At 63.6% G+C, this 23,771-nt stretch carries 17 protein-coding genes and 1 tRNA gene; 5 read left to right on the forward strand and 13 right to left on the reverse strand.

Translation table 11 applies throughout. The annotated features are described in order from the left end of the window. Window positions 1-130 precede the first annotated feature (130 nt). Window positions 131-220, forward strand: a tRNA-Ser gene (locus tag B2V90_RS22775). Between the two features lie 23 nt (window positions 221-243). Here B2V90_RS22775 and B2V90_RS22780 read toward each other — a convergent pair. The 3 genes from B2V90_RS22780 to B2V90_RS22790 all read right to left on the reverse strand — a co-directional run bounded on the left by B2V90_RS22780 (window position 244) and on the right by B2V90_RS22790 (window position 4,636). Beyond that, window positions 244-603: a PilZ domain-containing protein gene (locus B2V90_RS22780; RefSeq protein WP_228222785.1), complete on the reverse strand. Its 360-nt coding sequence runs from the start codon at window positions 601-603 to the stop codon at window positions 244-246. Window positions 604-714: 111 nt separating this feature from the next. Further along, entirely contained in the window at window positions 715-3,450 is a 2,736-nt protein-coding gene (gene secA, locus B2V90_RS22785) for a preprotein translocase subunit SecA (RefSeq protein ID WP_228222786.1), read from the reverse strand. Between the two features lie 124 nt (window positions 3,451-3,574). Continuing rightward, window positions 3,575-4,636, reverse strand: coding sequence for a hypothetical protein (locus B2V90_RS22790; RefSeq protein ID WP_228222787.1), 1,062 nt, complete (start codon window positions 4,634-4,636; stop codon window positions 3,575-3,577). A 131-nt stretch (window positions 4,637-4,767) separates the two neighbouring features. Here B2V90_RS22790 and argJ point away from each other — a divergent pair, with 131 nt between their 5' ends. Together argJ and B2V90_RS22800 are read left to right on the forward strand one after the other, a co-directional pair. After that, window positions 4,768-5,991 carry a bifunctional glutamate N-acetyltransferase/amino-acid acetyltransferase ArgJ gene (gene argJ, locus B2V90_RS22795; protein WP_228222788.1) on the forward strand — a complete coding sequence of 408 codons (1,224 nt, stop codon included), beginning with the start codon at window positions 4,768-4,770 and terminating at the stop codon, window positions 5,989-5,991. Beyond that, window positions 5,991-6,788 carry an inositol monophosphatase family protein gene (locus tag B2V90_RS22800; protein WP_228222789.1) on the forward strand — a complete coding sequence of 266 codons (798 nt, stop codon included), beginning with the start codon at window positions 5,991-5,993 and terminating at the stop codon, window positions 6,786-6,788. The genes argJ and B2V90_RS22800 overlap by 1 nt, the downstream gene beginning before the upstream one ends. 168 nt (window positions 6,789-6,956) lie before the next feature. On the opposite strand, the gene trxA is transcribed toward B2V90_RS22800, so the two are convergent. From trxA to B2V90_RS22845, 9 genes are all read right to left on the reverse strand, one after another. Beyond that, window positions 6,957-7,277: a thioredoxin TrxA gene (gene trxA, locus B2V90_RS22805; protein WP_009821630.1), complete on the reverse strand. Its 321-nt coding sequence runs from the start codon at window positions 7,275-7,277 to the stop codon at window positions 6,957-6,959. 29 nt (window positions 7,278-7,306) lie between these two features. Continuing rightward, window positions 7,307-10,741: a double-strand break repair helicase AddA gene (addA, locus tag B2V90_RS22810; protein WP_228222790.1), complete on the reverse strand. Its 3,435-nt coding sequence runs from the start codon at window positions 10,739-10,741 to the stop codon at window positions 7,307-7,309. Further along, on the reverse strand, window positions 10,722-13,691 hold the full coding sequence (addB, locus tag B2V90_RS22815) for a double-strand break repair protein AddB (protein WP_293923203.1): 2,970 nt from the start codon (window positions 13,689-13,691) through the stop codon (window positions 10,722-10,724). Before addB ends, addA begins: the two co-directional genes overlap by 20 nt. Further along, on the reverse strand, window positions 13,684-14,394 hold the full coding sequence (locus tag B2V90_RS22820; RefSeq protein WP_228222792.1) for a nucleotidyltransferase family protein: 711 nt from the start codon (window positions 14,392-14,394) through the stop codon (window positions 13,684-13,686). Before B2V90_RS22820 ends, addB begins: the two co-directional genes overlap by 8 nt. Before the next feature lie 10 nt (window positions 14,395-14,404). Beyond that, entirely contained in the window at window positions 14,405-15,391 is a 987-nt protein-coding gene (locus B2V90_RS22825; protein ID WP_228222825.1) for an aminoglycoside phosphotransferase family protein, read from the reverse strand. After that, window positions 15,388-15,846 carry a tRNA (adenosine(37)-N6)-threonylcarbamoyltransferase complex ATPase subunit type 1 TsaE gene (gene tsaE, locus B2V90_RS22830; RefSeq protein WP_228222793.1) on the reverse strand — a complete coding sequence of 153 codons (459 nt, stop codon included), beginning with the start codon at window positions 15,844-15,846 and terminating at the stop codon, window positions 15,388-15,390. The genes B2V90_RS22825 and tsaE overlap by 4 nt, the downstream gene beginning before the upstream one ends. Continuing rightward, window positions 15,839-18,187, reverse strand: coding sequence for a sensor histidine kinase (locus tag B2V90_RS22835; protein ID WP_228222794.1), 2,349 nt, complete (start codon window positions 18,185-18,187; stop codon window positions 15,839-15,841). Before B2V90_RS22835 ends, tsaE begins: the two co-directional genes overlap by 8 nt. Window positions 18,188-18,358: 171 nt before the next feature. Then, on the reverse strand, window positions 18,359-19,771 hold the full coding sequence (ahcY, locus tag B2V90_RS22840) for an adenosylhomocysteinase (protein WP_228222795.1): 1,413 nt from the start codon (window positions 19,769-19,771) through the stop codon (window positions 18,359-18,361). 139 nt (window positions 19,772-19,910) lie between these two features. Further along, window positions 19,911-20,471, reverse strand: a complete 561-nt coding sequence (locus B2V90_RS22845) for a YqgE/AlgH family protein (protein ID WP_228222796.1) — start codon at window positions 20,469-20,471, stop codon at window positions 19,911-19,913. Window positions 20,472-20,615: 144 nt separating this feature from the next. On the opposite strand from B2V90_RS22845, the gene B2V90_RS22850 reads away from it, so the two are divergent. Together B2V90_RS22850 and B2V90_RS22855 are read left to right on the forward strand one after the other, a co-directional pair. Next, window positions 20,616-21,098, forward strand: coding sequence for a peroxiredoxin (locus tag B2V90_RS22850; RefSeq protein WP_228222797.1), 483 nt, complete (start codon window positions 20,616-20,618; stop codon window positions 21,096-21,098). A 79-nt stretch (window positions 21,099-21,177) separates the two neighbouring features. Then, the gene (locus B2V90_RS22855) at window positions 21,178-22,632 is read left to right on the forward strand and encodes an AMP nucleosidase (RefSeq protein ID WP_228222798.1); all 1,455 of its coding nucleotides are present in this window, start codon (window positions 21,178-21,180) and stop codon (window positions 22,630-22,632) included. Between the two features lie 8 nt (window positions 22,633-22,640). Here the strand turns inward: B2V90_RS22855 and B2V90_RS22860 are convergent, their stop codons facing one another. Next, the gene (locus tag B2V90_RS22860; protein WP_009821617.1) at window positions 22,641-23,735 is read right to left on the reverse strand and encodes a GGDEF domain-containing protein; all 1,095 of its coding nucleotides are present in this window, start codon (window positions 23,733-23,735) and stop codon (window positions 22,641-22,643) included. Window positions 23,736-23,771 lie beyond the last annotated feature (36 nt).

Below are 23,771 nucleotides of genomic sequence, written 5' to 3' on the forward strand. Positions count from 1 at the left end.
CGACTGTTGTTGCACAGGCCATGGCGGCCGCGAAACCCCCTATCGAACCATCGCAGCCAGAAGACGATGAACCGAGCACCATGATTTTTACGCTTGGCAACCGCGCATTCCGCGCTAGGAAGCGCGCCAGGGACAGGTGGCCGAGTGGTTTAAGGCAGCGGTCTTGAAAACCGCCGTGGGTTCACGCCCACCGTGGGTTCGAATCCCACCCTGTCCGCCAGTTTTCAGTCGGCTGCGGTCTTTTCAGGCATAATGGCCGGGTGACACTTCTTGCAAAGTGAGGGCCGAGCTTTCCACTGATACTTGGTGGTCGGCTTGGCAGACGATGGCCTGCGGATCGACTGCGTGACTCAAAAGCAGGCCGCACCGATCCGGGCCGTTCCAGATTACCGTGCCGCATACTTCCAGATGATCGGCGATCAATGTCACGCGTTCGCCTACCACTGGCAGCCACGCGCCGCTCACCAGCGCCCCATAGATGGAGATATTCCGGATCTGGACGGGCTGGCTCGTGCCCTCCCAATTGAGCATAGCCGACACTTCGGTGGCAAAACGCTGCTCGCGCCTCCGTTCTGCTCGGGCTCGACACACGGCCTGTTCCATATTCTTCTCCCGGTTCGCCCCCCGGAATAGGCACAGATTCGCGCTCGATCCTTTATGAACGCTTACGCCACGTGGTTAACGGCGCAGCAAATGTGCGCCGTTTAGAGAACATCAGGCGAGCGCGCCGTGACAATGCTTGTATTTCTGCCCCGAACCACAGGGGCAGGGCGCATTGCGGCTGATGTCCATATTGGTGAAGTCTTCGCCCGCCACCGGCGGCGCAGGCGCGCGCGGGATGGTCGTCGTTATGCTGCCCGTCTGCCCAGCATCGATATCGGCGCTATTATCCTCGCCCGAAAACGGGTCGATATGCGTCGTGATGAAATCCGGCAATACGGGAAGCGCATAATCCTCCATCGGCGGCTGCTCCATCCGGAACTGCACGCGGGCGATCGACCCGGTCACATCCTCGCGGATATTTTCCAGCATCCGCTCGAATAGCGCGAAGGCTTCCTGCTTATATTCGTTGATCGGCGTCTTTTGCGCATAGGCGCGCAAATGGACGACCTGACGCAGCGCGTCGAGCGTGGAAAGATGCTCCTTCCAATGATGATCGAGACTTTGGAGCAGGATCGATTTTTCGATCATGTGCCAATCGGCCGCGTCGATTTCCTTGACCTTCTCGGCAACCGCAGCGTCCGCCATCGCGACCAGCCGCTCCTCGATCATTTCGGGATCGACCGCGTCCTCGGCGAGCCACGCGTCAAAGTCTGGCTCCAGCCCCAAAATCTCCGCAGTGCGGGCCTTCAGTCGCTCCATGTCCCATTGTTCGGGATAGGTGCCGGGCGGGCAGGATGCGCCGACCAGGTCGTTGACCGTTTCGTGCCGCATATCAGTGACGACATCGTCCACCGTATCGGCATCCATGATGTCGCTGCGCTGTTCGTAGATGACCTTGCGCTGGTCGTTCATCACGTCGTCATATTCGACGACCTGCTTGCGGATGTCGTAATTGCGCGCCTCGACCTTCTTCTGCGCGGTCTCGATCGCCTTGCTGAGCCATTTGGATGGCGGCAGCGCCTCTCCGTCCTCCAGGTTGGAACGGATCATCTTGGCGAACATCGTGTCCGGGCCGAAGATGCGCATCAGGTCATCGTCAAGGCTGAGGTAGAAGCGCGACAGGCCCGGGTCGCCCTGACGACCCGAACGGCCGCGCAGCTGATTGTCGATGCGCCTGCTTTCGTGCCGCTCGGTCGCCAGCACGAACAAGCCGCCGGAATCCAGCACCTCCTGCTTCTCGACTTCGATCTCCGCTTCAATCCGGGCGATGGCCGCGTCGCGGTCTGGACCTTCGGGCATGTCGCGCAGTTCGTCCTCGACGCGCATCTCCAGATTGCCGCCCAGCTTGATGTCGGTGCCACGACCCGCCATGTTGGTCGCAATCGTCACGGCGCCCTTGCGGCCCGCCTGGGCGACGATATGCGCTTCGCTTTCATGGAATCTGGCGTTGAGCACCGCATGCTTGACGCCTTCCTGATTAAGGAATTCGGACAGCATTTCCGATTTCTCGATCGACACGGTGCCGACCAGCACGGGCTGACCCTTTTCGGCATGGACCTTGATGGTCCGGGCGATGCCGCGAAACTTGTCTTCCAGATTCTTGTAGAACGTATCTTCTTCATCCACCCGCTGCACCGGCCGATTGGTCGGGATGGTGACGACGTTCATCTTGTAGATTTCATAAAATTCCGTCGCTTCGGTCGCAGCGGTGCCCGTCATGCCCGAAAGCTTGGGATACATGCGGAAATAATTCTGGAAGGTGATGGAAGCGAGCGTCTGGTTTTCCGGCTCGATATTGACGCCTTCCTTCGCCTCCACCGCCTGGTGCAGGCCATCGGACCAGCGGCGCCCATCCATCATGCGACCGGTGAATTCGTCGATGATGACGACCTTGCCGTCCTTGACGATATAGTCGATGTCGCGGCGGAACATGACGTTCGCGCGCAGCGCCTGGTTCACATGATGGACGACGGCGGTATTTTCGAAATCATAGAGGTTGGCGCCCTGCAACAGCCCGGCCTGCTCCAGCAACCGCTCGATCTTTTCCGTGCCGTCTTCGGTCAGCGTGACGCTACGCTGCTTCTCGTCCTTCTCATAATCAGCGTCCGTGACCTGCTTCACGATCGCATCGACCGCTACATAGAGCTCGGACTTGTCGTCCGTCGGCCCGGAGATGATAAGCGGCGTGCGCGCTTCGTCGATCAGGATCGAATCCACCTCATCGACGATCGCGTAATTAAACGGGCGCTGGACCATCGACCCGCGGTCGAACTTCATGTTGTCGCGCAGATAATCGAAGCCGAGTTCATTATTGGTCGCATAGGTGATGTCGGCCTCATAGGCCGCGCGCCGCTGGTCCTCGGACAGGTTGGGCACGATAACCCCCGTGGTCAACCCAAGGAAGCGATAGACCTGGCCCATCCAATCGCAGTCGCGGCTGGCAAGATAGTCGTTCACCGTGACGACGTGGACGCCCTTGCCCTCCAGCGCATTGAGATAGGTGGCCAGTGTCGCCACCAGCGTCTTGCCCTCGCCCGTGCGCATTTCGGCGATCTCGCCGCGATGCAGGACGATGCCGCCCACCATCTGCACATCGAAATGCCGCATGCCAAGAACGCGCTTCGACGCTTCGCGCACGGTGGCGAAGGCTTCGGGCAGCAGGTCGTCCAGCGTCTCGCCCGCCGCCAGCCGTTCGCGGAAACGGACCGTTTGCGCGACCAGATCTTCATCGCTCAGCGCTTCGATTGATGGCTCGAAGGAAGCGATCCGCTCGACGATCTTGCCCAGCGACTTGACATAGCGTTCGTTGGACGATCCGAAAATGGATTTGGCGAGTGCGCCGAACATGAGCTCTCCCTGAGCGAAAAGACAAAAGGGCGCAACAAGCCACGCCGCAAACAATTGAGCGGCAAATAGGCATCGGCCGGGCGCGCGTCAATTCGGCGTGGGCCTACGGGATACTAAATGCCTGTCAGCCCTGCATGTTTCGACGCGCTTCAGCCTCGCGCAATACCTCTGCCCAGCGCTGGGCGATCTGCGTCCGCCCATAGTGCGCGTTGAGGTGCGCCTGTCCGGCCGCCAGGCGGTCCCGTTCGCCTGCCCAGTCAAGCGCATAGCGGGCAAGCCCCGCCTGCCAGTCGTCCAACACGATGAAAGGCCGCAATTCCTCGTAGGATTCGATCGAATCCGCGATGACGCCGAGCCCCGCCATCATCGCCGTCGCCGGCCGGTTAATGGATTTGCCCGCGGTATAATCATTTTGCGGCACTGGGATGACGGCGACACGATGGCGGCGCAGGGCATGCGGGAAGCTTGCCAGCGCCCATGGGATATAATGATGCGGAATGCCCCAGTGCATCGATGCCCTGCGGTATAGGGCAGGCTTGTTGCTGATGATCGTGAGTGTCACGGGATGCCGCGTCGCGAAGCGCTCAAGCTCCGCAATCCGATCGTGCAATTGGCATAAACCCGCGATCCCGGGCATATTGTTGCCAAACCACACGCAATGCAGCGCATCGCCATGCCGGGCGAGAAAGTCGTCGAGCTGCCCGAGCCGCCACCTGTCGATCACCGACAACCGCACCGCATGCCCGGACATGTCGTCCAGCATGTCCGGGACGATCCGCACGCGATCGCTGATTTCAGGGACCGACTGAATCAGCAGACGCCCCATCCGCTCTGTCGGAACCGTCACCAGGTCCGCGCAGCCCAACAGATGGTTGGTGCGCAGGCTATGGCGCGCGGATTTCTTGCAGCGATTATTGGCGAAACGATTGTCGCAAATGTCGAATACCAGGCTGGATCGCGCGGCAGCCGCTGCCTTCGCGACCTTCATCGCGCCTCGGCCGAAAGCTTTGGAAATGACGACGACGTCATAACCGATCGGTCGACGAAGCAGGGGATAGCGCGCGACGCCCAGACCTGCTTCGCGCAGCGCAGCCAGGGGCTCCAGAACCCGCAGCCTGATACTTGCCTTGCGCGGGGAAAAGCGCTTGGCATAAAAGGCGAAACGGCCCCCGCCGACATGCGTCATATCCAGTGCGACCCTATCATCTATCAACTCTGACAAGCATGACGCCGCCGTCGACGCAAGTCCGCAGTCGCATCGCCATTTAGCGACGGCACGGGCTGGCTTTCGGTCGGTACGCATTCTATGGCGACGCCATGGACAGATCGCCCCTCGCCCCAGCCACCTTTCCCTCCCTTCCAGCCATTGCCGGGGTCACGCTGCGCACCGCTCGTGCTGGCTACAAGGCATGGGAGCGCGCTGACCTGACCTATGTCGAACTGGAGGCAGGTACGGCGGTTGCCGGTGTCACGACTCAAAGCAAATGCCCATCGCCGGAAGTCGAATGGTGCCGCGACGCCATCCCATTGGGGGCCGCGCGCGCGCTGGTGGTCAACGCCGGCAACGCCAACGCCTTTACCGGTAGCCGCGGCCGCGCAGCCGTGGAAGCGATCGCCGCCAAGGTCGCCAATCATCTGGATTGCCTGCCGTCGGACGTGTTCATTTCCTCGACGGGCGTCATCGGTGTCCCACTGCCCGTAGAAAAGGCAGAAGCCGGTCTTGAAGCCGCCTTCGCCGCAGCGCCGTGTGGCTGGGAGCAGGCCGCGATCACCATCGGAACCACGGATACCTATCCCAAGGGCGCGAACACCAGCGCAATGATCGGCGACAGGCGGGTGACTTTGGTCGGGATCATCAAGGGATCGGGCATGATCGCGCCGGACATGGCGACCATGCTGGGCTACATCTTCACCGACGCCACCATTGAACCGGCGCTGTTGCAGCAAATGCTGACGGCCGCGAACACACGCACATTTTCCTGCATCACGGTCGACAGCGACACCTCGACCAGCGACACGGTGCTTGCCTTCGCCACAGGAAAGGCCGGCCATCCCGCGCTGCGTTCAATGGACGATCCGGGCGCGGATGCCTTTGCCGCGGCGCTGGCCGACCTCTGCCGCCAATTGGCGCACCTTGTCGTGCGCGACGGCGAGGGCGCGACCAAATTTATCGAAATCCGCGTCGAAGGCGCCACCAGTGACGACAGCGCCCATCGCATCGGCTTGTCGATCGCCAACTCACCCCTCGTCAAAACCGCGATAGCGGGCGAGGATGCCAATTGGGGGCGCGTGGTCGCCGCCATCGGCAAGGCCGGCGAACCCGCCGATCGGGACCGGCTTTCCATCCGCTTCGGCGCAACCCAGGTCGCTACCAACGGTTTGGCCGTCGAGGGCTATGACGAAGCACCGGTCGCCGCGCATCTGAAAGGGCAGGAGATCGAAATCGGCGTCGATCTGGGGTTGGGCGAAGGCCGGGCGACCATCTGGACCTGCGATCTGACGCACGGCTATATCTCCATCAACGCGGACTATCGCAGCTGATGCTTTTGGATCTGCACGAACCCGTTGTTGCGCTGATGCGGCAAGTTGCCCGCGACGTGGTCATGCCACGTTTCCGCAACCTGGCTGCCGATGAGATCGCCGAAAAGGCGGCGGATGATTTCGTCACCATCGCCGACAAGGAGAGCGAATTGCGGCTGTCCGAAGGATTGAGCGCGATCCTGCCGGAGGCTGGCATCATCGGTGAGGAAGCCTGCGCGGCCGATCCCGCCATATTGGACTGCGCGGGCGAAGGTTTGAACTGGATCATCGATCCGATCGACGGCACCGGCAATTTCGCAGCTGGCAATCCGCCTTTCGGGATCATGGTTGCTCTCGCCGACGCGGGCACGACCCTGGCGGGTTGGATCTTAGATCCCCTGACCGGTCGGCTATGCCACGCACTGTTGGGCGGCGGCAGTCATATTGACGGGCAAGCCGTTCGCGCGAAAGAGAGCGGCGGTGACCTGCCGATCGCAGCGCTCGCAGTCTATTTCATGACGGCTGAGGAGCGGGCGGACATTCAAAGACGCGCCGAGGGTGCCTTTGCCGTGGTGGACATTCCCCGCTGCGCCGCCGAACAATATCCCCGGCTGGTGCTTGGCCAGAATGACGTCTCCGTTTTCGCGCGCACCCTGCCTTGGGATCATGCCGCCGGCACATTGTTCGTCAATGAAGCGGGCGGCTGCTGCCAGCGGCTGGACGGCACGCCCTATGTCGTAGGCGATCTGCGCCGGGGCCTGCTGGGTGCATCCTCTCCCCGCCTCTGGGAGCAGGCGGCGCGCCAATTGTTCGGCTGAATCACGACAGCAAATGCGACAGCTGCAACGGCTAGCCGAACAGTTGGCAGTCCGCGCGCAACTGTCGCACTCGCTGTCCACGCCCATGAAAAAAGCCGCGCCGTCAAAGCGTTGACGGCGCGGCTTTCTACCCAGCCGACACGCGGCGGAGCGCCGCGTATCAGAGCATCACAGGACGCTTTCGATCCAGCCCTTGAGCGCGCTCTTGGGGGCGGCGCCGACCTTGGTCGCGCTGACTTCGCCATTTTTGAACAGGATCATGGTCGGAATCCCGCGCACGCCATATTTGCCCGGAGCGTCAGGATTTTCGTCGATATTGATCTTGGCGATGGTGACCTTGTCGCCCAGTTCCTCGGAGATTTCCTCCAGGGCCGGGCCGATCATCTTACACGGGCCGCACCATTCCGCCCAGAAATCGACCAGCACCGGCTTGTCGGCGGCGATCACGTCCTGCTGAAAGCTGACATCGGTAACTGCCTTGGTGGCCATGGGTAAATCTCCTTTGCTTGGCGCAATATCTAGGATGACGGAGCCGCCGGCTCAACGGGCGGGAGCGGCAAAATTCCCTGCGCACCGACAAAGCCCGGCTTGTGCGCTGCGAGCAGCGCTGGCGGCAGGGTGATGAGCCGCGGAACGCTGGTGTAGAGCAATCCGGCCTCGATTTGGCGGCCGGGAAAGATCACGCCAAGCGCGGCGGCATAGGCCGCCATCTGGCGCAGGTGGGAGGTCGGCACGTCCGCCAGCGTCGATGGCGCGACGCGCCCCGTCTTGAAATCGACGAACTGCACCCGATCCGCCGCGACACACAGGCGGTCCACCGTACCGGCGATGACCGCCTCCCCCACCACCGCCGCAATCGGCGCTTCGGCGAGCGCGCCAGGGCCAAATAGATCAGCGAAGTCCGGCGCGTCGATCACCCGCAATGCCTGGTCGATCAACTGCTGGCGCTCGTCTGCGTCGATGAGCCCTCGTTGCGCCAGCCAGCGGTCGGCGGCGAATGCACGCTGATTGGCGCCCAGGCCAGGCAGTCGTTCGAACAAGGCATGCAACAACCGGCCTTTCTCGGCCGCCGCGCGCATCGCGGGAGTAGGCGGAGGATAGGGAACATCATCCTCCACCTGAGCAGAGGGCGCCAGCGGCCGCGGGGGCCTGGCTTCGGCGGGCGCGGCCTGCCGCAGCCAAGACGGCATGTCGGTAGCCAGATCGGCAGGCGCATCCTCGACAGCCGCGTCCTTGGAGGGCAATTGCTCCGCCCCGCGCCAGCGCCGGGCAGCGCCCCATAAGGGGTCAGCCTCCCACTGCGCGCCCAGCGATATCATCGCCCCTTCGACAGCGGCAAACCAGCTTTCCGGCTTGACCTCGCCTTTGGCGCGCGGCCCCAGCGATCCTGCAACGACGAGCTTTTCCTCCGCCCGGGTGAGCGCCACATAGAGAAGCCGCCAATGCTCCTCGCGCTCGATTTGAGCCGCCTCCTCTGCCACATCCCCGATGGGCCCTTGCCGCTCCGCTTTGCGCGGCGGCAGGATGGGGAGGCCATTCCACTCCAGCATGTCGGCGCGATTGCCCGCATCGGGGTCCAGGCACGCATCGGCCAGGATGACGATCGGCGCTTGCAATCCCTTCGCGCCATGCACCGTCAGCAGCCGCAGCATATCCCCCTGCCCCGCCGCGTCGCGCACGATCTCCACCTCGCCCCGGTCGAACCAGTCGATGAAGCGCTGGAGCGAGGGATGATCGTCCTGTTCGAATGCAAGCGCTGCGTTGAGCAATTCCTCAATCGGGTCGGCGGCTTCCGCGCCGAGCCGTGCGATCAGCTTGCGCCGGCCATCCATCGGCCCCGACACTATCGCTTCCAGATAGCGGTAGGGCGTCGAGAAGTCCGCCACCGCCAGCAGATTCCGCAAAGGCCCGAGCGCCTCATCGTCCAGCGTCTGGTTCAGATGCCGCCACAGCCCCGTTCGGCGCCCAACCAGCCGGTTCATCAACTCGTCCTGGGTCCAGCCGATCAAGGGGGATACAAGCAGGGACGCCAGGTTGAGTTCGTCCTCCGGCTGAACCGCGAACCGCAAGGCCGCCAGCAAGTCGCGCACCGCGATCGGCGCGTTGAGGCGCAGCCGGTCAATACCCGCAACCGCCACCTGCTCCTCATAAAGCCGCGCGACGATCAGTCGTGCCAGTTCGCTGCGCCGACGCACCAGGATCATGATATCGCCCGCCCGCACCGGACGGCCTCGGCTTTCCAGCATGACGCCGTTGTCAATCCACTGCTTTATCTGCCGCGCGATCCGCTGCGCCAGCACGCGCTCCTGATCGTCAGCCCAATCCTCCTCGCCGTCCGCATCCTCGGTCATGTTGGCGACAACCGGCTTCCACAACGTCACTTCGCCCGGATGGCGATTGGCGCTGTCATGATGGACCTCGCCCGCCTCCAGGCCGAGCCGCTCGGCACGCAGCGTGGCGATGGTGCGATCCACCACATCCAGTACCGCCGGCGTCGAACGGAAACTACGGTCGAGCGACAGGCTGTGAAAATCGTGACCTGCATCCATCGCATCGCGTTGGAACAACAATTGCGCAGCCGCGAAATTCTGGGGACTGGTGCCCTGAAATCCGAAAATAGCCTGCTTGAAATCGCCGACCGTGAACACGGTCCGAACCTTGTCGCCCTTTGCCCCTGCGCCGCTGAAAAATTCCTCCGCCAGCGTCCGGACGATCCGCCACTGCGCGGCATTGGTGTCCTGCGCTTCATCGACCAATATATGGTCGATCCGCTGGTCCAGCTTGTAACGTATCCATTCGGCGATGCCGGGCTGCTCCAGCAGCGCGGCCGTACGCGCGATCAGGTCATCGAAATCGACCGCGCCGGCCAGGCGTTTGGCGGTCGCATATTCGCGGGCATAGGCGCGCCCGGCATGAAGCGCCTGAGCGAGCAGCGCGGCGTAATCGGCGCGCAGCTTGAGCGCGATCAGCTCGCCGCACCGGCTGTGCAACCGCGCCGCCATCTCGCCATAGCCGTCAATCGGCGGCACCCAGCCCCTGGCATCGATGATGTCGCCATCCGCCTTCGCCCAGGCGCGATGCAATTCGATCAGGCCCGCAGCGCGGCCCGCCGGATCGAGCGCCCGCCAGGCGGCGATGCGGTCGCACCGTTCCAGCCCGCGCCCCTTGCCCCAATCGGCATTGGCGCGCACGATCCAGTCGAGCGCCCGCATATCGAATATGTCGTCGCGGCACTGGTCGGCCAACCATTGGTCCACGTCACCATCCGGCAGCCCCAATTCGGCAGCGATCCATGGTGCAATGTGGGCAGGCAAGCCGCCCAGCGCCTCGCCCCGTGCCGCACAGCGCATCAGAAAAGCTTCCGCGCCGCCTTCGCCCAAGCGCAGGCTGAGCGACTGGAGCGCTGTCATGAGCGGGTCGTCGCCCTCTTCCTGCGCGCGCACCACCACGTCCGCCAGCGTCTGGCGGGCAAGGGCCGATTGCTCGCGCTGATCCAGCGGCCGAAAGCCCGGCGCCAGTTCAGCCTCCAACGGAAAGGCTGTCAGCAATTGCTGACAAAAGCCATGAATCGTCTGAATGCGCAGGCCACCGGTGGACTCCAGCACCTCGGCGAACAGGCGCCGGGCATGATCCTGCATCTGCGGGCCATGATCCTCACCCAGCGCCATCAGGTCTGCCGCCAGCGCGGGGCCATCCATCTGGACCCACGCCGCCAGCCGATCATGGATGCGATCGGCCATTTCGGCCGCCCCCGCCTTGGTGAAGGTCAGGCAGAGGATATTCTCCGGCCGCACCCCCTGGAGCAGCAGGCGAAATACACGCGCGGTAAGGACATGGGTCTTTCCCGTCCCCGCCGATGCCGAAAGCCACACATGGGCGTCAGGTCCGGCAGCCCGTGCCTGATCGCCGAGCAATTTCTGAAGCGCGCGCGCCTTACCCATCGTCGCGGCCATACCATTCCTCCAGCCGCATCAACTGGTCATAATCGCCATAGTTGGCGACTTCGGGATTGAGCTGCGCCACGAAGGGCGCACTGCCCAGCAGATAGTCATTCGCCAGCCCTTCGAAATGGGCGTGGGCATGCGCCGTGAATTCCTGCGTGATGATCTTGTCGCGTTTTCCCAGCGGATCGACCGGCCGTTCCCGATATCCGAACTGGTCCCCCTTTTTGGCGAGCGACCAATATTCAAAGTCGCCGGCCACGGGCGCGGGGCCCAGTCCGTCGAAGCCGCCCATTTCCGCGATCACGCCAAGCAGCCCCAGTTGAAGCGAGAAGCCTGCCTTCACCTGCCGCGCGCTGGGCGGCTTGCCCGTCTTGTAATCGATGATGCCGATCCGACCATCCGCCAGCCGGTCCAGCCTGTCGGCCTTGCCCATCAGCGTGACCCCCGCGACGTCAGCACGGCCTTCCTGTTCCACCGATATGATGGTCCGCCCTTCCGACTTGTCGCGCGCGACCTCCGCCGCGATCCAGCGGATCGATTCGATCAGGCGCGGTTGCCACAGAGCCTTGAGCAGCGGGTGAACTTCCGGCTGATCGAACATGGCGCGCGCGCGCACTTCCAGGTCGGTGGGATCAAGCGTACCGGCCTCCGCCCAGCGTTGCAGAACCTCATGGACGGCGGTGCCGCGCCAGGCCGGGCCGGCGTCGGCGTCTACGGGATCGAGTCGCGCCAGGCGCAGAATGCGGCGCGCATAGAAAGCGAAGGGGTCGGCCTTGAGCCGGTCGACATCGGTCACCGGAATGACATGGGGCCGCACGGCTATCGGCGGGGATGGCGCGGGACGCCTGGCTGGGCCGTAAACCAACGGCGCATCGATGGCCCGCGCCATCGCCGCATAACGATCTGCGGTCTTCCACTGCGGCCCTGCCATCGCTTTCAGGCGCAGCCACAGGCGCGATGCCACGGCCGGCCCGCCGCTGCCGCGCCGCGCGCGGGTGATGAGCACGCGCGGTGCGCCCAACGCGCCCGCAAAATCATGCGCGGCCAGCCCGATCCGTGTTTCCAGTCCCGGCAGGCCCAGGTCACGCCGGATGCGCGGGGCGAGCCAGGGGTCCGGCGCGGGCAAGCCGGGCCAAACGCCTTCGTTAAGCCCACCCAGGATCATGACATCGGCCTGAGTCAGGCGCGCCTCAATAAGCCCCAGGATCGAAAGCCGTGGGTGCCCGCCTTGCGGAGGGCGCACGGAAAGACCGCGCAGCATATCGTCAAGCAATGCCGGCAGCGCGCGCGCATCGGCCTGACGCGGCCCCTCCGGCGCTGCTGACTCCATGTCCGCGAACAGATCAGCGGCGGCATGACCATGATGACCCGCCCAGATCGCTTCCGCCGACAATAGGCTGGCCGCTTCTCGCAACGCAGCGAGTTGCCCTGCAAGACCGGTGGTGGTGGCGAAAGCCGTTTCCAGCGGCTCCAGCAACGCCCGGGCGGTCGGCCACCAGGCGCGCACCTGATCGCGCAGCGTCCGCTGCCGGTCGTCGTCACGGGCGCGCAGCACCAGGTCTATGCCGTGCAGCCCGGCCTGCGGGCGCGGTCCGCGCAGCAGCAGGTCGAGCCCGCGCACCCCGTCCAGCCAGGCGATCCGCGCATCGCCCCGCATCACCAGCGGATGTTTCAGCAACGTCAGCAGCGGCACGGGAGCGAACCGCTCGGCCACCGCTTGGGCCATCGCAATCAGCAGCGTCCCGGGCGGCAGGCGCGACAGGGGTTGCCCGGCGCTGTCATCCGCGTCGATCCCCCAGCGGCGGAGATGCGCCGATACGCGGGTTGCCAACTGCCGATCCGGCGTCACCAGCGCTGCCGTGCGTGCCGGCGTTTCCAGAACTTCGCGCAGGGCGATAGCGATCGCCTGCGCCTCCTCACCCGGCGTCGCGACTTCCAGCGCTTCGACGCCCGCCAGAGATCGGTCGGCGGTCTTGAGGTCGCGCCAGCGACTGGTGAGCCGCGGCGGCAGCATCGCGTTGGAGATATTGCGCCCGCGCACGGCGCGCGCATCATGTTCGCTGCCCCAGCGCCACTGCGCGACATCGTCGCGGGTTGCGCTCATGCGGTCGAGCAATTGCTTGAGCGCATATTGCGGATGGCTTTCATGGCCGGGTACGCGCTGCCCGGTTGCAGGGTCGGGGTCGAACGGGCCGATCGCATCCCAGGCATCGGCATCCATATGCTGGTCCAGTCCGGCGAACACCACCATGCCGTCGGGCATTTCAGCGATGCAGCGGAGCAGGCGGGCAATCGCCGGCGCCGTGGTCGAAATGCCAGCGGTGACCACGGGACCGGAAGGCGGGTGCAGCGCCCATCGGGCCGTAAGCCGATCGAACAGCCGGTTGCGCCGGTCGGCAAGGTCGATGCAACCGATCCGCGCCAGTTCGGCGGGCCAGCGCGTGATCAGTATCTCGAACAGGGTCAAAGACACTTGCCAGTGGCGTGACAGGTCTGCGGAAAGGTCAATATCCCGCAGCGCGCGGGGTGAAATGCGCTCCACCTGCATCTGGTCCAGCACGGCGCCGAGGGCCTGGCCCAGCTGGAGCGCCTGCCCCGCATCCACCTCCGGCCGCACGTCCTGCACCATGCGCGCCAGCAGCATCTGACGGCGCATCGGATCAATGGCGGGCGGTATAGGCTCCTCTTCGCCCAGCGGGTCCAACGCGCCGCCGACCTGTTCGCCCAGATCGGGATCGCCGATCGCGATCAGGCGTGGAAGCAGCAGTCCCCCGCCCGATTGCCGCACGAATGCGTCCCGCACCGCGCGAATGGCGCGGTTGTTGGGCAGCAGCACCATGGCTTGCGCCAGCGCCATCACATCGCCACGATGCTGCGCGAGCAGCCCTGTCACCAGGGCATCGGCAAAGGCGCGATGCGCCGGGATGGTGAACAGGGCCGGCCGGCTGCGCTCACCCATAAGCGAGCGTGGATTCCACCACGGGGATCGCCGCGGGCGTGCCGACGTCGAACCACAATCCCTGGTGCGATACGCCATAGAGACGACCCGCCGCGATAGCGCGGTTCCAGAAGATATTCGTGGAAAAGACGTCGCTCGGCGGATCGACCAGCAATGCGGGAGACAGGATCTGGATACCGATATAGACGAAAGGCGCGACATGGCCTTCGCGCCGGCGGGTCAGCCTGCCGTCCGCGTCCATCCTGAAGTCACCCATGCCGCTATGGCAATAGGCGCGGGCCTGCGGCACAAGCAGCAGCAACGCATCCATGCGCGCAGGATCCCACACGCGGCGCATCATGGCGAAGGTTTCCGCCGGGCCATCGACCCAGAAATTGTCGCTGTTGACGCAGAAGAAGGGCTGATCGCCGAGCAATGGCTTCGCCTTCATGAGGCCGCCGCCGGTTTCCAGCAGCTGCGCGCGCTCATCGGAAACGGTGAACTCCATCCCGCAGCGGCGCGCCTTCAGATGGGCTTCGACCGTGTCAGCGAGATAATGGACATTCACCACCACCTTGCGAACGCCCCCGGCTTCCAGCCGATCGAGCGCGTGATCCATCAGAGGCTTGCCGGCCACCTTGACCAAAGGTTTGGGGCGCGTTGCGGTAAGGGGGCGCATCCGCTTGCCCAGCCCCGCCGCCATCAGCATCGCCGTGTCCATCATGGTCGCCGCCTTATGCCAACGCGTAGGCTTCAAGCGCGCTATGCCGCTTTTCCGCCGGAATATTCTGCGCGAACCATGAAGCGACCGGCGCCAGCGCAGGATGGGCGAGATCGCGCTCCAGCAGGCTCCACATGCGCGGCAGATAGGACAGATAGCGCGGCTTGCCATCCCGCTTCCACAAACGTGTGAAGATGCCGATGATCTTGGCGTTGCGCTGCGCGCCAAGCACGGCGTAGGCCGCGTCGAAATCCGCTGGCGGCGACGCGATGGCGCGATAATGATCGAGCATCGCAGCCTCCACCGCCGGCGGGACGTCGCGCCGCGCATCCTGCAACAGGGATACAAGGTCATAGGCGGGGTGGCCGACCAGGGCATCCTGGAAATCCAGCAGCCCAAGGCCATGCGACGTCGGATCGTCGATCAGCATGATATTTTCCGCATGATAGTCGCGCAGGACAGTGACCGGCGCGCTGACCGACCGTTCGATCAGGGGCAGCACCTGATCCCACACGCCGACATAGGCATCGACATCGACCGAAAGGCCAACGGCGGGGCAGTAATATTCGGTCAAAAGCCCCGTTTCGCGCTGGTATACGGCGCGGTCATAGGGCGGCAGGTCGGCTGGCGGCAGTCGGTGCAGTTCCGCCAGCAGATCGACCGCGCGCGTATAGACGGCCAGTTCATCGCCCGGATGCACATCCAGATGCTCCTTGACGCGCAGGTCGCCGAAATCCTCGATCAGCACCAGGCCGCGCTCCAGATCGCGCGCCAGGATGCGCGGTGCGGCAAATCCGTCCTGCCGCAACCGTTCGGCAATCGCAATGAAAGGGCGCGGGTCTTCCTGCGGCGGCGGAGCGTCCATCAACACGGCCTGCCCGCCAGACCTGACAACGCGGAAGTAGCGGCGGAAGGATGCGTCGCATGCCAAAGGCAGGATCGCGGCCTCCCCCCACCCTGCCTGGGCGAGAAAAGCGGGAGCGGCAACGGGCGGGATCAAATCTGGGACCATCGATCCGTCCAAGCGTCCGGCACGTCCGCTGTCAAGCGTCGCGCGCCATCCTCCAATATCTCTATGGTGAGGCGCAGGCTGTGCGGCCAGAGCGAGGTTCCCAGCCGATCGGGCCATTCGATCAACAGCAGGCCGTCCATCAAATAGTCGCCCAGCGCCAGCTCGTCGGCTTCCGCCACATCGTCCAGCCGGTAAAGATCGACATGCGTCACCGGCACCCTGACTTCGGGCACATCATAGGGTTGAACGATCGCGAAACTCGGGCTCGGCGCTTCGCCTTGCAGGCCGAGCGCCTCAAGCAAGCCGCGCGCCAGCGTGGTCTTGCCCGCGCCAAGCCCGCCCTCCAGCGCGATCACATCACCGATGCGTACGTGCCGGGCAAGGTGTCGACCGAAAGCGACCATTGCCGACTCGTCGGGGAGATCGACCGCCAGGTCAGCCACGGGGTAGTTCGATCAGGATCATCGTCCCCTGCCCTTTCTTTGATACAAGCTCCAGCGTCCCGCCATGCGCCTGCACCAATTGGCGGGCCAGGGGCAGACCCATGCCTGCCTTGGCACCGCTACGCGCCTGTTCCGCCCGCACCAGCGGCTCGAAAATAGCCCGCTGACGCTCGGTCGGAATGCCCGGTCCATTATCAGAAATGACGATGCGCGCCCGATCGGCCGTGCCATCGCCATGCAGCAGGATGCGCGCGCCCCGGCTGCAATAGGTCAATGCGTTCTCAAGCAGATGGTCGATACATTGGCCGATCCGCCGTTCGTCCCCGCGCACTACGCCCACCGCTGGCGTGAGGTCGAGCGCCAGGTCCATACCCTTCGCCACCGCCTCTGCCCGCAACCGTTCGACGCGCGCGCGGGCCAGATCGCCAAGATCGAGCGGAAGCCGCTCGATCGGCAAGGTGCCCGCTTCGCTTTGCGTCAGGTCCAGCACATTGTCGATCAGCATCGACAGGCGGCCGGTGCTCTGCAGGATCCCCGAGACATAGTCCTTGGCCGGTTCAGAAAGTTCGCCCGCATAGCCCGCGCTCATCATTTCGGCGAAACCCGCGATGGTCGTCAGCGGCGTGCGCAGTTCATAGCTCATATTCGTGACGAAGGCCGTCTTGATCTTGTCCGCCTGTTCCAGCGCCTCATTGCGGTCGCGCAGCACCTGTTCGACCCGGCGGCTGTCCGTCACGTCCAGCATGGTGAACAGGGCGTTGCCATCGGGCAGCGGAATGGCTGCGAATTCGAAAATGCGGCCATCGGCAAAGCCGACATGCCCCATGCGCTGCTTACGTTCCACGGTGGCGGCCCGCACCAGTTCGCGCACCAGATTGCCTTGTTCGGGCTTGGCGAGGCGGGATTGCACGTCGCGCATCAGATCGTCGATGCGCGGATGAGTGGCGAGCAATTCCTCGCTCGCGCCCCAGATCGTGCGAAAACGGCTGTTCCACATTTGCAGGCGGCCGTCAGCGGCAAAGACACCAATGGATTCGAACAAATTATCGAAGGTGGCGGTCCGCACCCGCAACAGCGTGTCGCGCGCGCTCGACAATTGGACCTGTTCGGTACGGTCTTCAAAAATCAGGAGCAGCCCACCATCGGGAAGCGGCTGGGCGTAGACGCGCAAATGCGTGCCGTCCTGAAGCAGCCAATTCTCCTCCACCGGTTCAGGCGAGAGGAACCAGTCACGCCGTTCGGATCGCCAGGCCGGAAAATCGCGATGCTCAGGCAAGCGGCGGGCGTCGCGCATCTGGTCGAGGACACGTTCGAAAACCGGCGCATCCGCCAGAGCCTCCTGCCGCAGGCCAAAGAGGCTCATGAAGGGCTGGTTCCAGAAGCGCAGCATACGGTCGGGACCAAAGCGCGCGACGCCCGCAGACAAACGGTCCAGCAGGTCACGCTGCGCGGCTTCAAGCCGCCGACCCTCGACTCGCGCCTGCTCCAGTTCATGCTGATCGACCGCGTAGCCGGCTATCCCCGCATCGCCCAACGGCACGTCGACGACCCGCATCATCCGGCGCTCGCCGTCGATCGTGGCCGGCACCATGCGTTCGACCAGCTGGTCGCGTGCCATCGCATCGGCCGCAGCCGCTTCCGGCGGGACGCCACCTACGGATTCGACCAGCTCGATGCCTTGGGTGATGACATCGGCAGCGTCCTGGGCATCGACAGCGCGGACATAGGCGCTGTTGACAAGGCTGAGCCGCAGGTCGGGGGTACGATGCCACATCGGAAAGGGCGCCGCTTCCACGAGCCCGGCAAGCGCCTCCAACGCATCACGCAGTTGCGCAACCTGGCTTCGAAGGGACTGAATTTCGGCCTGGCTGTCGGTTGCATCAAAAATCCACAGCAGAACGCCGCCGCTTTCCGCAAGCTCAGGGCCGGCGGGCGCGCCGCGCACAAGCAGCAAGCGAGTCGAATCGATGCCGCGAACGGGCAGAGCGAAGCTTTTGCCGGCGCGTTGGGCGGCAGCGATGACTTGAGCGAGCGCATGCGCATCTTCCGGCTCGATCCCGCCATCTTCAGCGGTCAGTTCCGAAAGGAAATTGGGCGCGCGGGTGCGGCCAAGCCATTTGGCCAGCCTGTCCGCAGCCTCCAGCCGGCCGTCGGGGTGGACGATAACCGGCGCCGCCGGGGCCGACGCAAGCAGCATGGTCAAACGGTCGAGCTTGCCTTGCGACTGCGTTCCTTCCCGGCGCATACGCTGGCCGCTCATCATCGCCCAGATGGCCGCGCCCAGCCATAGGGCCAGCACGATCCCCAAAATCATGGCCGCGACAGGCGAGAGCGTCGTCATAGGCGCTTGCCCACCATGTGCAGAACCTGCCTGTCTCTCATCATAAGTGCCACCGACCTAACGCAGATCGCGCATGGCGGGAAGCGGTTGGCTCAAAGATTCACAGGCAGAATGATGATCGCTGAACGGAAAAGGGGGCGGCGTTTCAGCCTCCCCCTTTCGGTGTCGGTCTTAGTAGCGGTAGTGATCGGGCTTGAACGGGCCTTCGACCGGCACGCCGATATAGTCGGCCTGCTTCTGGCTGAGCGTGGACAGCTTGACGCCCAGCTTTTCGAGGTGAAGCGCGGCCACCTTTTCGTCCAGATGCTTGGGCAGGACATAGACTTCGTTCTTATAATCGTCTGCCTTGGTCCACAGTTCGATTTGGGCCAGCACCTGGTTGGTGAAGCTGGACGACATGACGAAGCTAGGATGGCCGGTGGCGCAGCCCAGATTGACCAGACGCCCCTTGGCCAGCACGATGATCTTTTTGCCGTCGGCAAATTCAACCTCGTCGACCTGCGGCTTGATCTCGGTCCACTTCATATTGTTGAGGCCCGCAATTTGAATCTCGCTGTCGAAGTGACCGATGTTGCAGACAATCGCCATATTCTTCATCGCACGCATATGGTCGACGGTGATGACGTCGGCATTGCCGGTCGCGGTGACGAAGATGTCGGCGCGGGGCGCGGCCTCTTCCATAGTTACGACCTCATAGCCCTCCATCGCCGCCTGCAACGCGCAGATGGGATCGACTTCGGTCACGAGCACGCGCGCGCCTCCGTTGCGCAGCGAGGCAGCGCTACCCTTGCCCACGTCACCAAAGCCCGCGACGACCGCAACCTTGCCCGCCAGCATGACGTCGGTCGCGCGGCGGATCGCGTCGACCAGGCTTTCCTTGCAGCCATAGAGGTTGTCGAACTTGGACTTGGTGACGCTGTCGTTCACGTTGATCGCCGGGAAAGGCAGCTTGCCCTTCTTTGCCAATTCATACAGGCGATGCACCCCCGTGGTGGTCTCTTCCGATACGCCCTTGATCGCCTGCACGGTCTTGGTGAGATAGCCCGGACGTTCGGCCAGGAAGCGCTTCAGCGTCGCGACGAAGATTTCCTCTTCCTCGTTATCGGGCGTGAACAGCGCTTCGCCCGCTTCGACGCGGGCGCCCCAAAGGGCGAACATCGTGGCGTCGCCGCCATCGTCCAGAATCATGTTGCAGGTCGTGTCCTGACCCCAGTCGAAAATCTTGACGACATAATCCCAATATTCCTCCAGCGTCTCGCCCTTGACGGCGAAAACGGGGATGCCGCGCTGCGCGATGGCGGCAGCGGCGTGGTCCTGTGTCGAAAAGATGTTGCACGACGCCCAGCGCAGTTCAGCGCCCAGTTCCGCCAGCGTCTCGATCAGCACCGCGGTCTGGATCGTCATGTGCAGCGAACCGGTGATGCGCGCGCCCTTCAGCGGCTTTGCCGCGCCAAATTCCTGACGCAGGGCCATGAGGCCGGGCATTTCGGTTTCGGCGATCTCGATTTCCTTGCGGCCGAAACCGGCAAGGCCGATGTCGGCAATCACATAATCCTGGGTCTGGGCAGCGGGGGCGGTGGCCACGGGCGTGTCTCCGTTCTTGAAAAATGTCAGATGCGCGCCGGCGGACAATCCGGCGGCGGGATGATCCGCGCCTTACCAATCGGCGCGGATCAAGGCAACTCGATATAAAGTTTTCTTTATGTAGCGTCGCGATGGCGGATCATGCCAGTCCGGCCCCGCCGACGAGATGCGTGGAATCGATGCCCGATGCGGCAAAGATCGCAGCCCATTTGCGTCGTGCCGGTGTGTTGAACAGCAGGTCGGCATTGCCAGGGGCAAGGAACCAGCTTTCGCCGGTCATTTCCTCCTCAAGCTGCCCCGCGCCCCAGCCGGCATAACCCAGCGCCACAAGATAGCGGCTGGGTCCACGCTGTTCGGCGATCGCCTTCAATATGTCCAGCGACCCCGACAGGCCCCATTGGTCATTGACCTGCATCATGTCTTGTCCGGCCCAATCGAGCGAATGGAGCACGAAACCCCGTCGCGGCTCCACCGGGCCGCCGCGCAGCACTGGCGTATCGGGCACCTTGCTGGCGTCAATATCGAAGCTTTCCAGCAGTTCGCGGAGGCCCAGCCCCTCCATTTCGTCGCTTACCGCGATCCCGAGCGCCCCGTCCGCGTCATGCACGCACAGCGCCAGCACCGAATGATCGAACCGCTGATCCTGCATGCCGGGGAGGGCGAGCAAAAAATTGCCGCCATAAAATTGGGCCTGATCCATGATCTGAATATAGAAGGCTTACCATGCTTGCCAAGGACAGTCGGGCCGGCGCTCGGGGCGCCCTGTCATATTCGTGCATCCGCGCCTTGACATCCCGCTGGTCGCAACCGACCTCCCGGCGCGTAGATAGGCAGGAGACACAGCATGACGATTTCCAAGGGTGAACGCATTCCCAGCACCACCTTCACCAAGATGACGGAAAACGGCCCAGAGCCGGTATCGTCGGATGACTATTTTAGCGGCAAGACCGTCGCCATCTTCTCCGTGCCCGGCGCCTTCACGCCCACATGCTCCGCCAAACATCTGCCTGGCTTCATCGAAAAGGCCGATGCGCTCAAGGCCAAGGGCGTGGACGAAATCGCCTGCACCGCCGTCAATGACGCTTTTGTCATGGGGGCCTGGGGCAAGTCGGCCGGCGCCGACGAAAAGGTGACCATGCTCGCCGACGGCAATGGCGATTTCGCCAAGGCCGTGGGTCTGACCATGGATGGTACCAAGTTCGGCCTGGGGACGCGCGGCCAGCGCTTCTCGATGATCGTCAAGGACGGCGTCGTCGAAGACCTCAATGTCGAAGAGCCTGGTGACTTCAAGGTATCTTCGGCTGAATATATGCTCGAAAAGCTCTGATCCTCCGCACCGCGCGCCAGCTTTCACAAGACTGGCGCGCGGTCTTCCTTCCGTCATCGAAAGGCGGTAACGGGAGGCGATGACTCAGAGCATCGGCAAAGCCACGGTCGGGCAAATCGACCAGATCTACCAGACCGCCATCGAAACGCTGCGCGAAGCGATGCGCGCTTATGCCCGCGATGGCAGCGTGCCGCCCCCACAAGCCCGCGACGACCGCCGCTTTTGCTACCCTGAACTGCGCATCACCTATCGGCGCGACAGCGACGTGCCGCCACTTGGTCGATCCTTCGCGCGCCTGTCGAAACCGGGACGCTATGTGACCACGATCACGCGGCCAGCCATGTTTTCGGATTATCTCGCTGAGCAGATCGACCTGCTTGTGCGCGATTATGGGGTAGAGGTCGACGTCGGCCCCAGTAATCAGCAAATCCCCTTCCCCTATGTGCTCGACGGGCTGGACATCAATGCGCTGGATGGAACGCCGCCAACGGAACTGGCGCGACACTTCCCCGCAACCGAACTGGCGGAGATTGGTGACGAAATTGCCGATGGCCTGTTTATGCCGGATGTGGATGGCGACAGGCCCCTGGCCTTGTTCGACGGCCTGCGAACCGACTTTTCACTGGCACGGCTGAAACATTATACTGGCACGCCGGCCGAGCATGTGCAGCGTTACATCCTCTTCACCAACTATCATCGCTATGTCGATGAATTCGTTGCGTGGGCCTGTGGCGAGCTGCAACGCGAAGGCAGCCGTTTCACTGGCCTGTCCGGCGCGGGCGGCGTCTATGTCACGAACGAAACCGCCAACCCCCATGCCGCCATTGCGGAAGGTGCATGGCGCAAACACCAGATGCCCGCCTATCATCTGATGGCGCCCGATCGCAGCGGCATCACACTGGTGAACATCGGCGTCGGGCCGGCCAATGCCAAGACGATTTGCGACCATCTGGCGGTTGTGCGCCCGGAAGCCTGGCTGATGATCGGCCATTGCGGCGGGCTGCGACCGAGCCAGCGGATTGGCGACTATGTGCTGGCCCACGCCTATCTGCGCGATGACAAGGTGCTGGACGCGATGCTGCCGCCAGAAATTCCCGTGCCCGCCATTGCCGAAGTTCAGGTCGCCATGGCGACCGCGGCCGAAACGGTACTAGGCGGCAACGATCCGGAGGATTTCAAGCGTCGCCTGCGCACCGGGACCGTTGTTACGACCGATGATCGTAACTGGGAATTGCGCTATTCGCATTCGGCGCTGCGGTTCAGCCTGTCGCGCGCTGTTGGAATCGACATGGAATCGGCTACGATCGCCGCGCAAGGCTATCGCTTCCGCGTGCCCTATGGCACGTTGCTGTGCGTTTCTGACAAGCCCATTCACGGCGAACTCAAGCTGCCCGGCCAGGCCAATCGCTTTTATGAGGAAGCGATAGCCGGGCATTTGCGCGTCGGTATCATGACATGCGAATTATTGCGGCAGCAGGGCGCGAAACTGCACAGTCGCAAGCTGCGGGCATTCAACGAACCGCCCTTCCGCTGACAGGTAGATCATGCAGCGCCGGCGATGCTGACTCGGTTCTTGCCCAGCTTCTTCGCGCTATAGAGCGCCTCATCGGCGCGGTGAACCATATCTTCGAGCGTCAAGTCTTCGGGAAGCAAGGCGGCGACGCCGAAACTGGCGCGTAGCGTGCTTTCGGGCACCTTCGGCAGGGAAAGATGCGCAACTTCCAGGCGCACGCGCTCCATCACGTCGGCCGCCGCCTGCGCGTCGCTATCCTGTAGCAGCAGGCCGAACTCGTCGCCGCCCATCCGCCCGACGATATCACCGCGACGCACCGCCAGGATCAGCAACTGCGCAAAGCCCTTGAGCGCATGATCGCCGGCAATATGGCCGTGATTGTCATTGAGCGCCTTGAAGCCATCAAGATCGCAAATCACGAGTGACAAGGGGCGTCCGTGGCGACGGGCCTGGGCAATGGCCTGCGACGCGGCCTCTTCCAGTCCGCGACGATTGAGCACTTCCGTCAGCGGATCGTGACGCATCTGGCTGCGCAACTGCTGGGCCAGGTCGCCCGCAACCACCAGCACGGCAGAAACGGCCGTGCCGACATATATGGTCGGCATGCCAAGGCTCAGGATGTTGCGATACAGGTCCTTCCCTTCGCTCGCACTGCGAATGAAAGTGGCCGATACAGCCAGCGCCAACTGGCAAAGCGCGAACAGAATGAGAAAGGCGAAAAACGCCTTTTCCGGGGGCGTCATCGCCCGGTCGATCGGCCAGAGCGATGCGGCGCTGACGAGCAGCAACAGCCCGACATATGTTGGTATGATCATGCCCTGAAGGACCTGATTGCCAAAAAAGCCGATCGCCACCGCTATCATTACGCAGACGATTGCCGCCGGTGCGGCAAAAGCCATGATGTTGACGCGTCGGCTGGATCTTTGACGAATGCCGATCGCCAATAGCGACGCACTGACGACCAGCGCTGTTCCGGTCACGATGAACATCGCGGCGCTTTGCAGGAAAAACCCCGCGGCGTTGGCCAGCCATTGCAGGACGCCGACCGCATAGGAGGCGGTCCATGTCAGGACATGCCTCTGCCTGCCGAAATGTGCGAAGGCGATCGCCAAGGCGATCGTCATCACAACGGCAGTTCCAAAAAGCAGCGAAAGAAGGAT

Origin of the sequence: Sphingobium sp. UBA5915 (assembly GCF_002431195.1) — a bacterium.
Classification (GTDB): Bacteria; Pseudomonadota; Alphaproteobacteria; order Sphingomonadales; family Sphingomonadaceae; genus Sphingobium; species Sphingobium soli.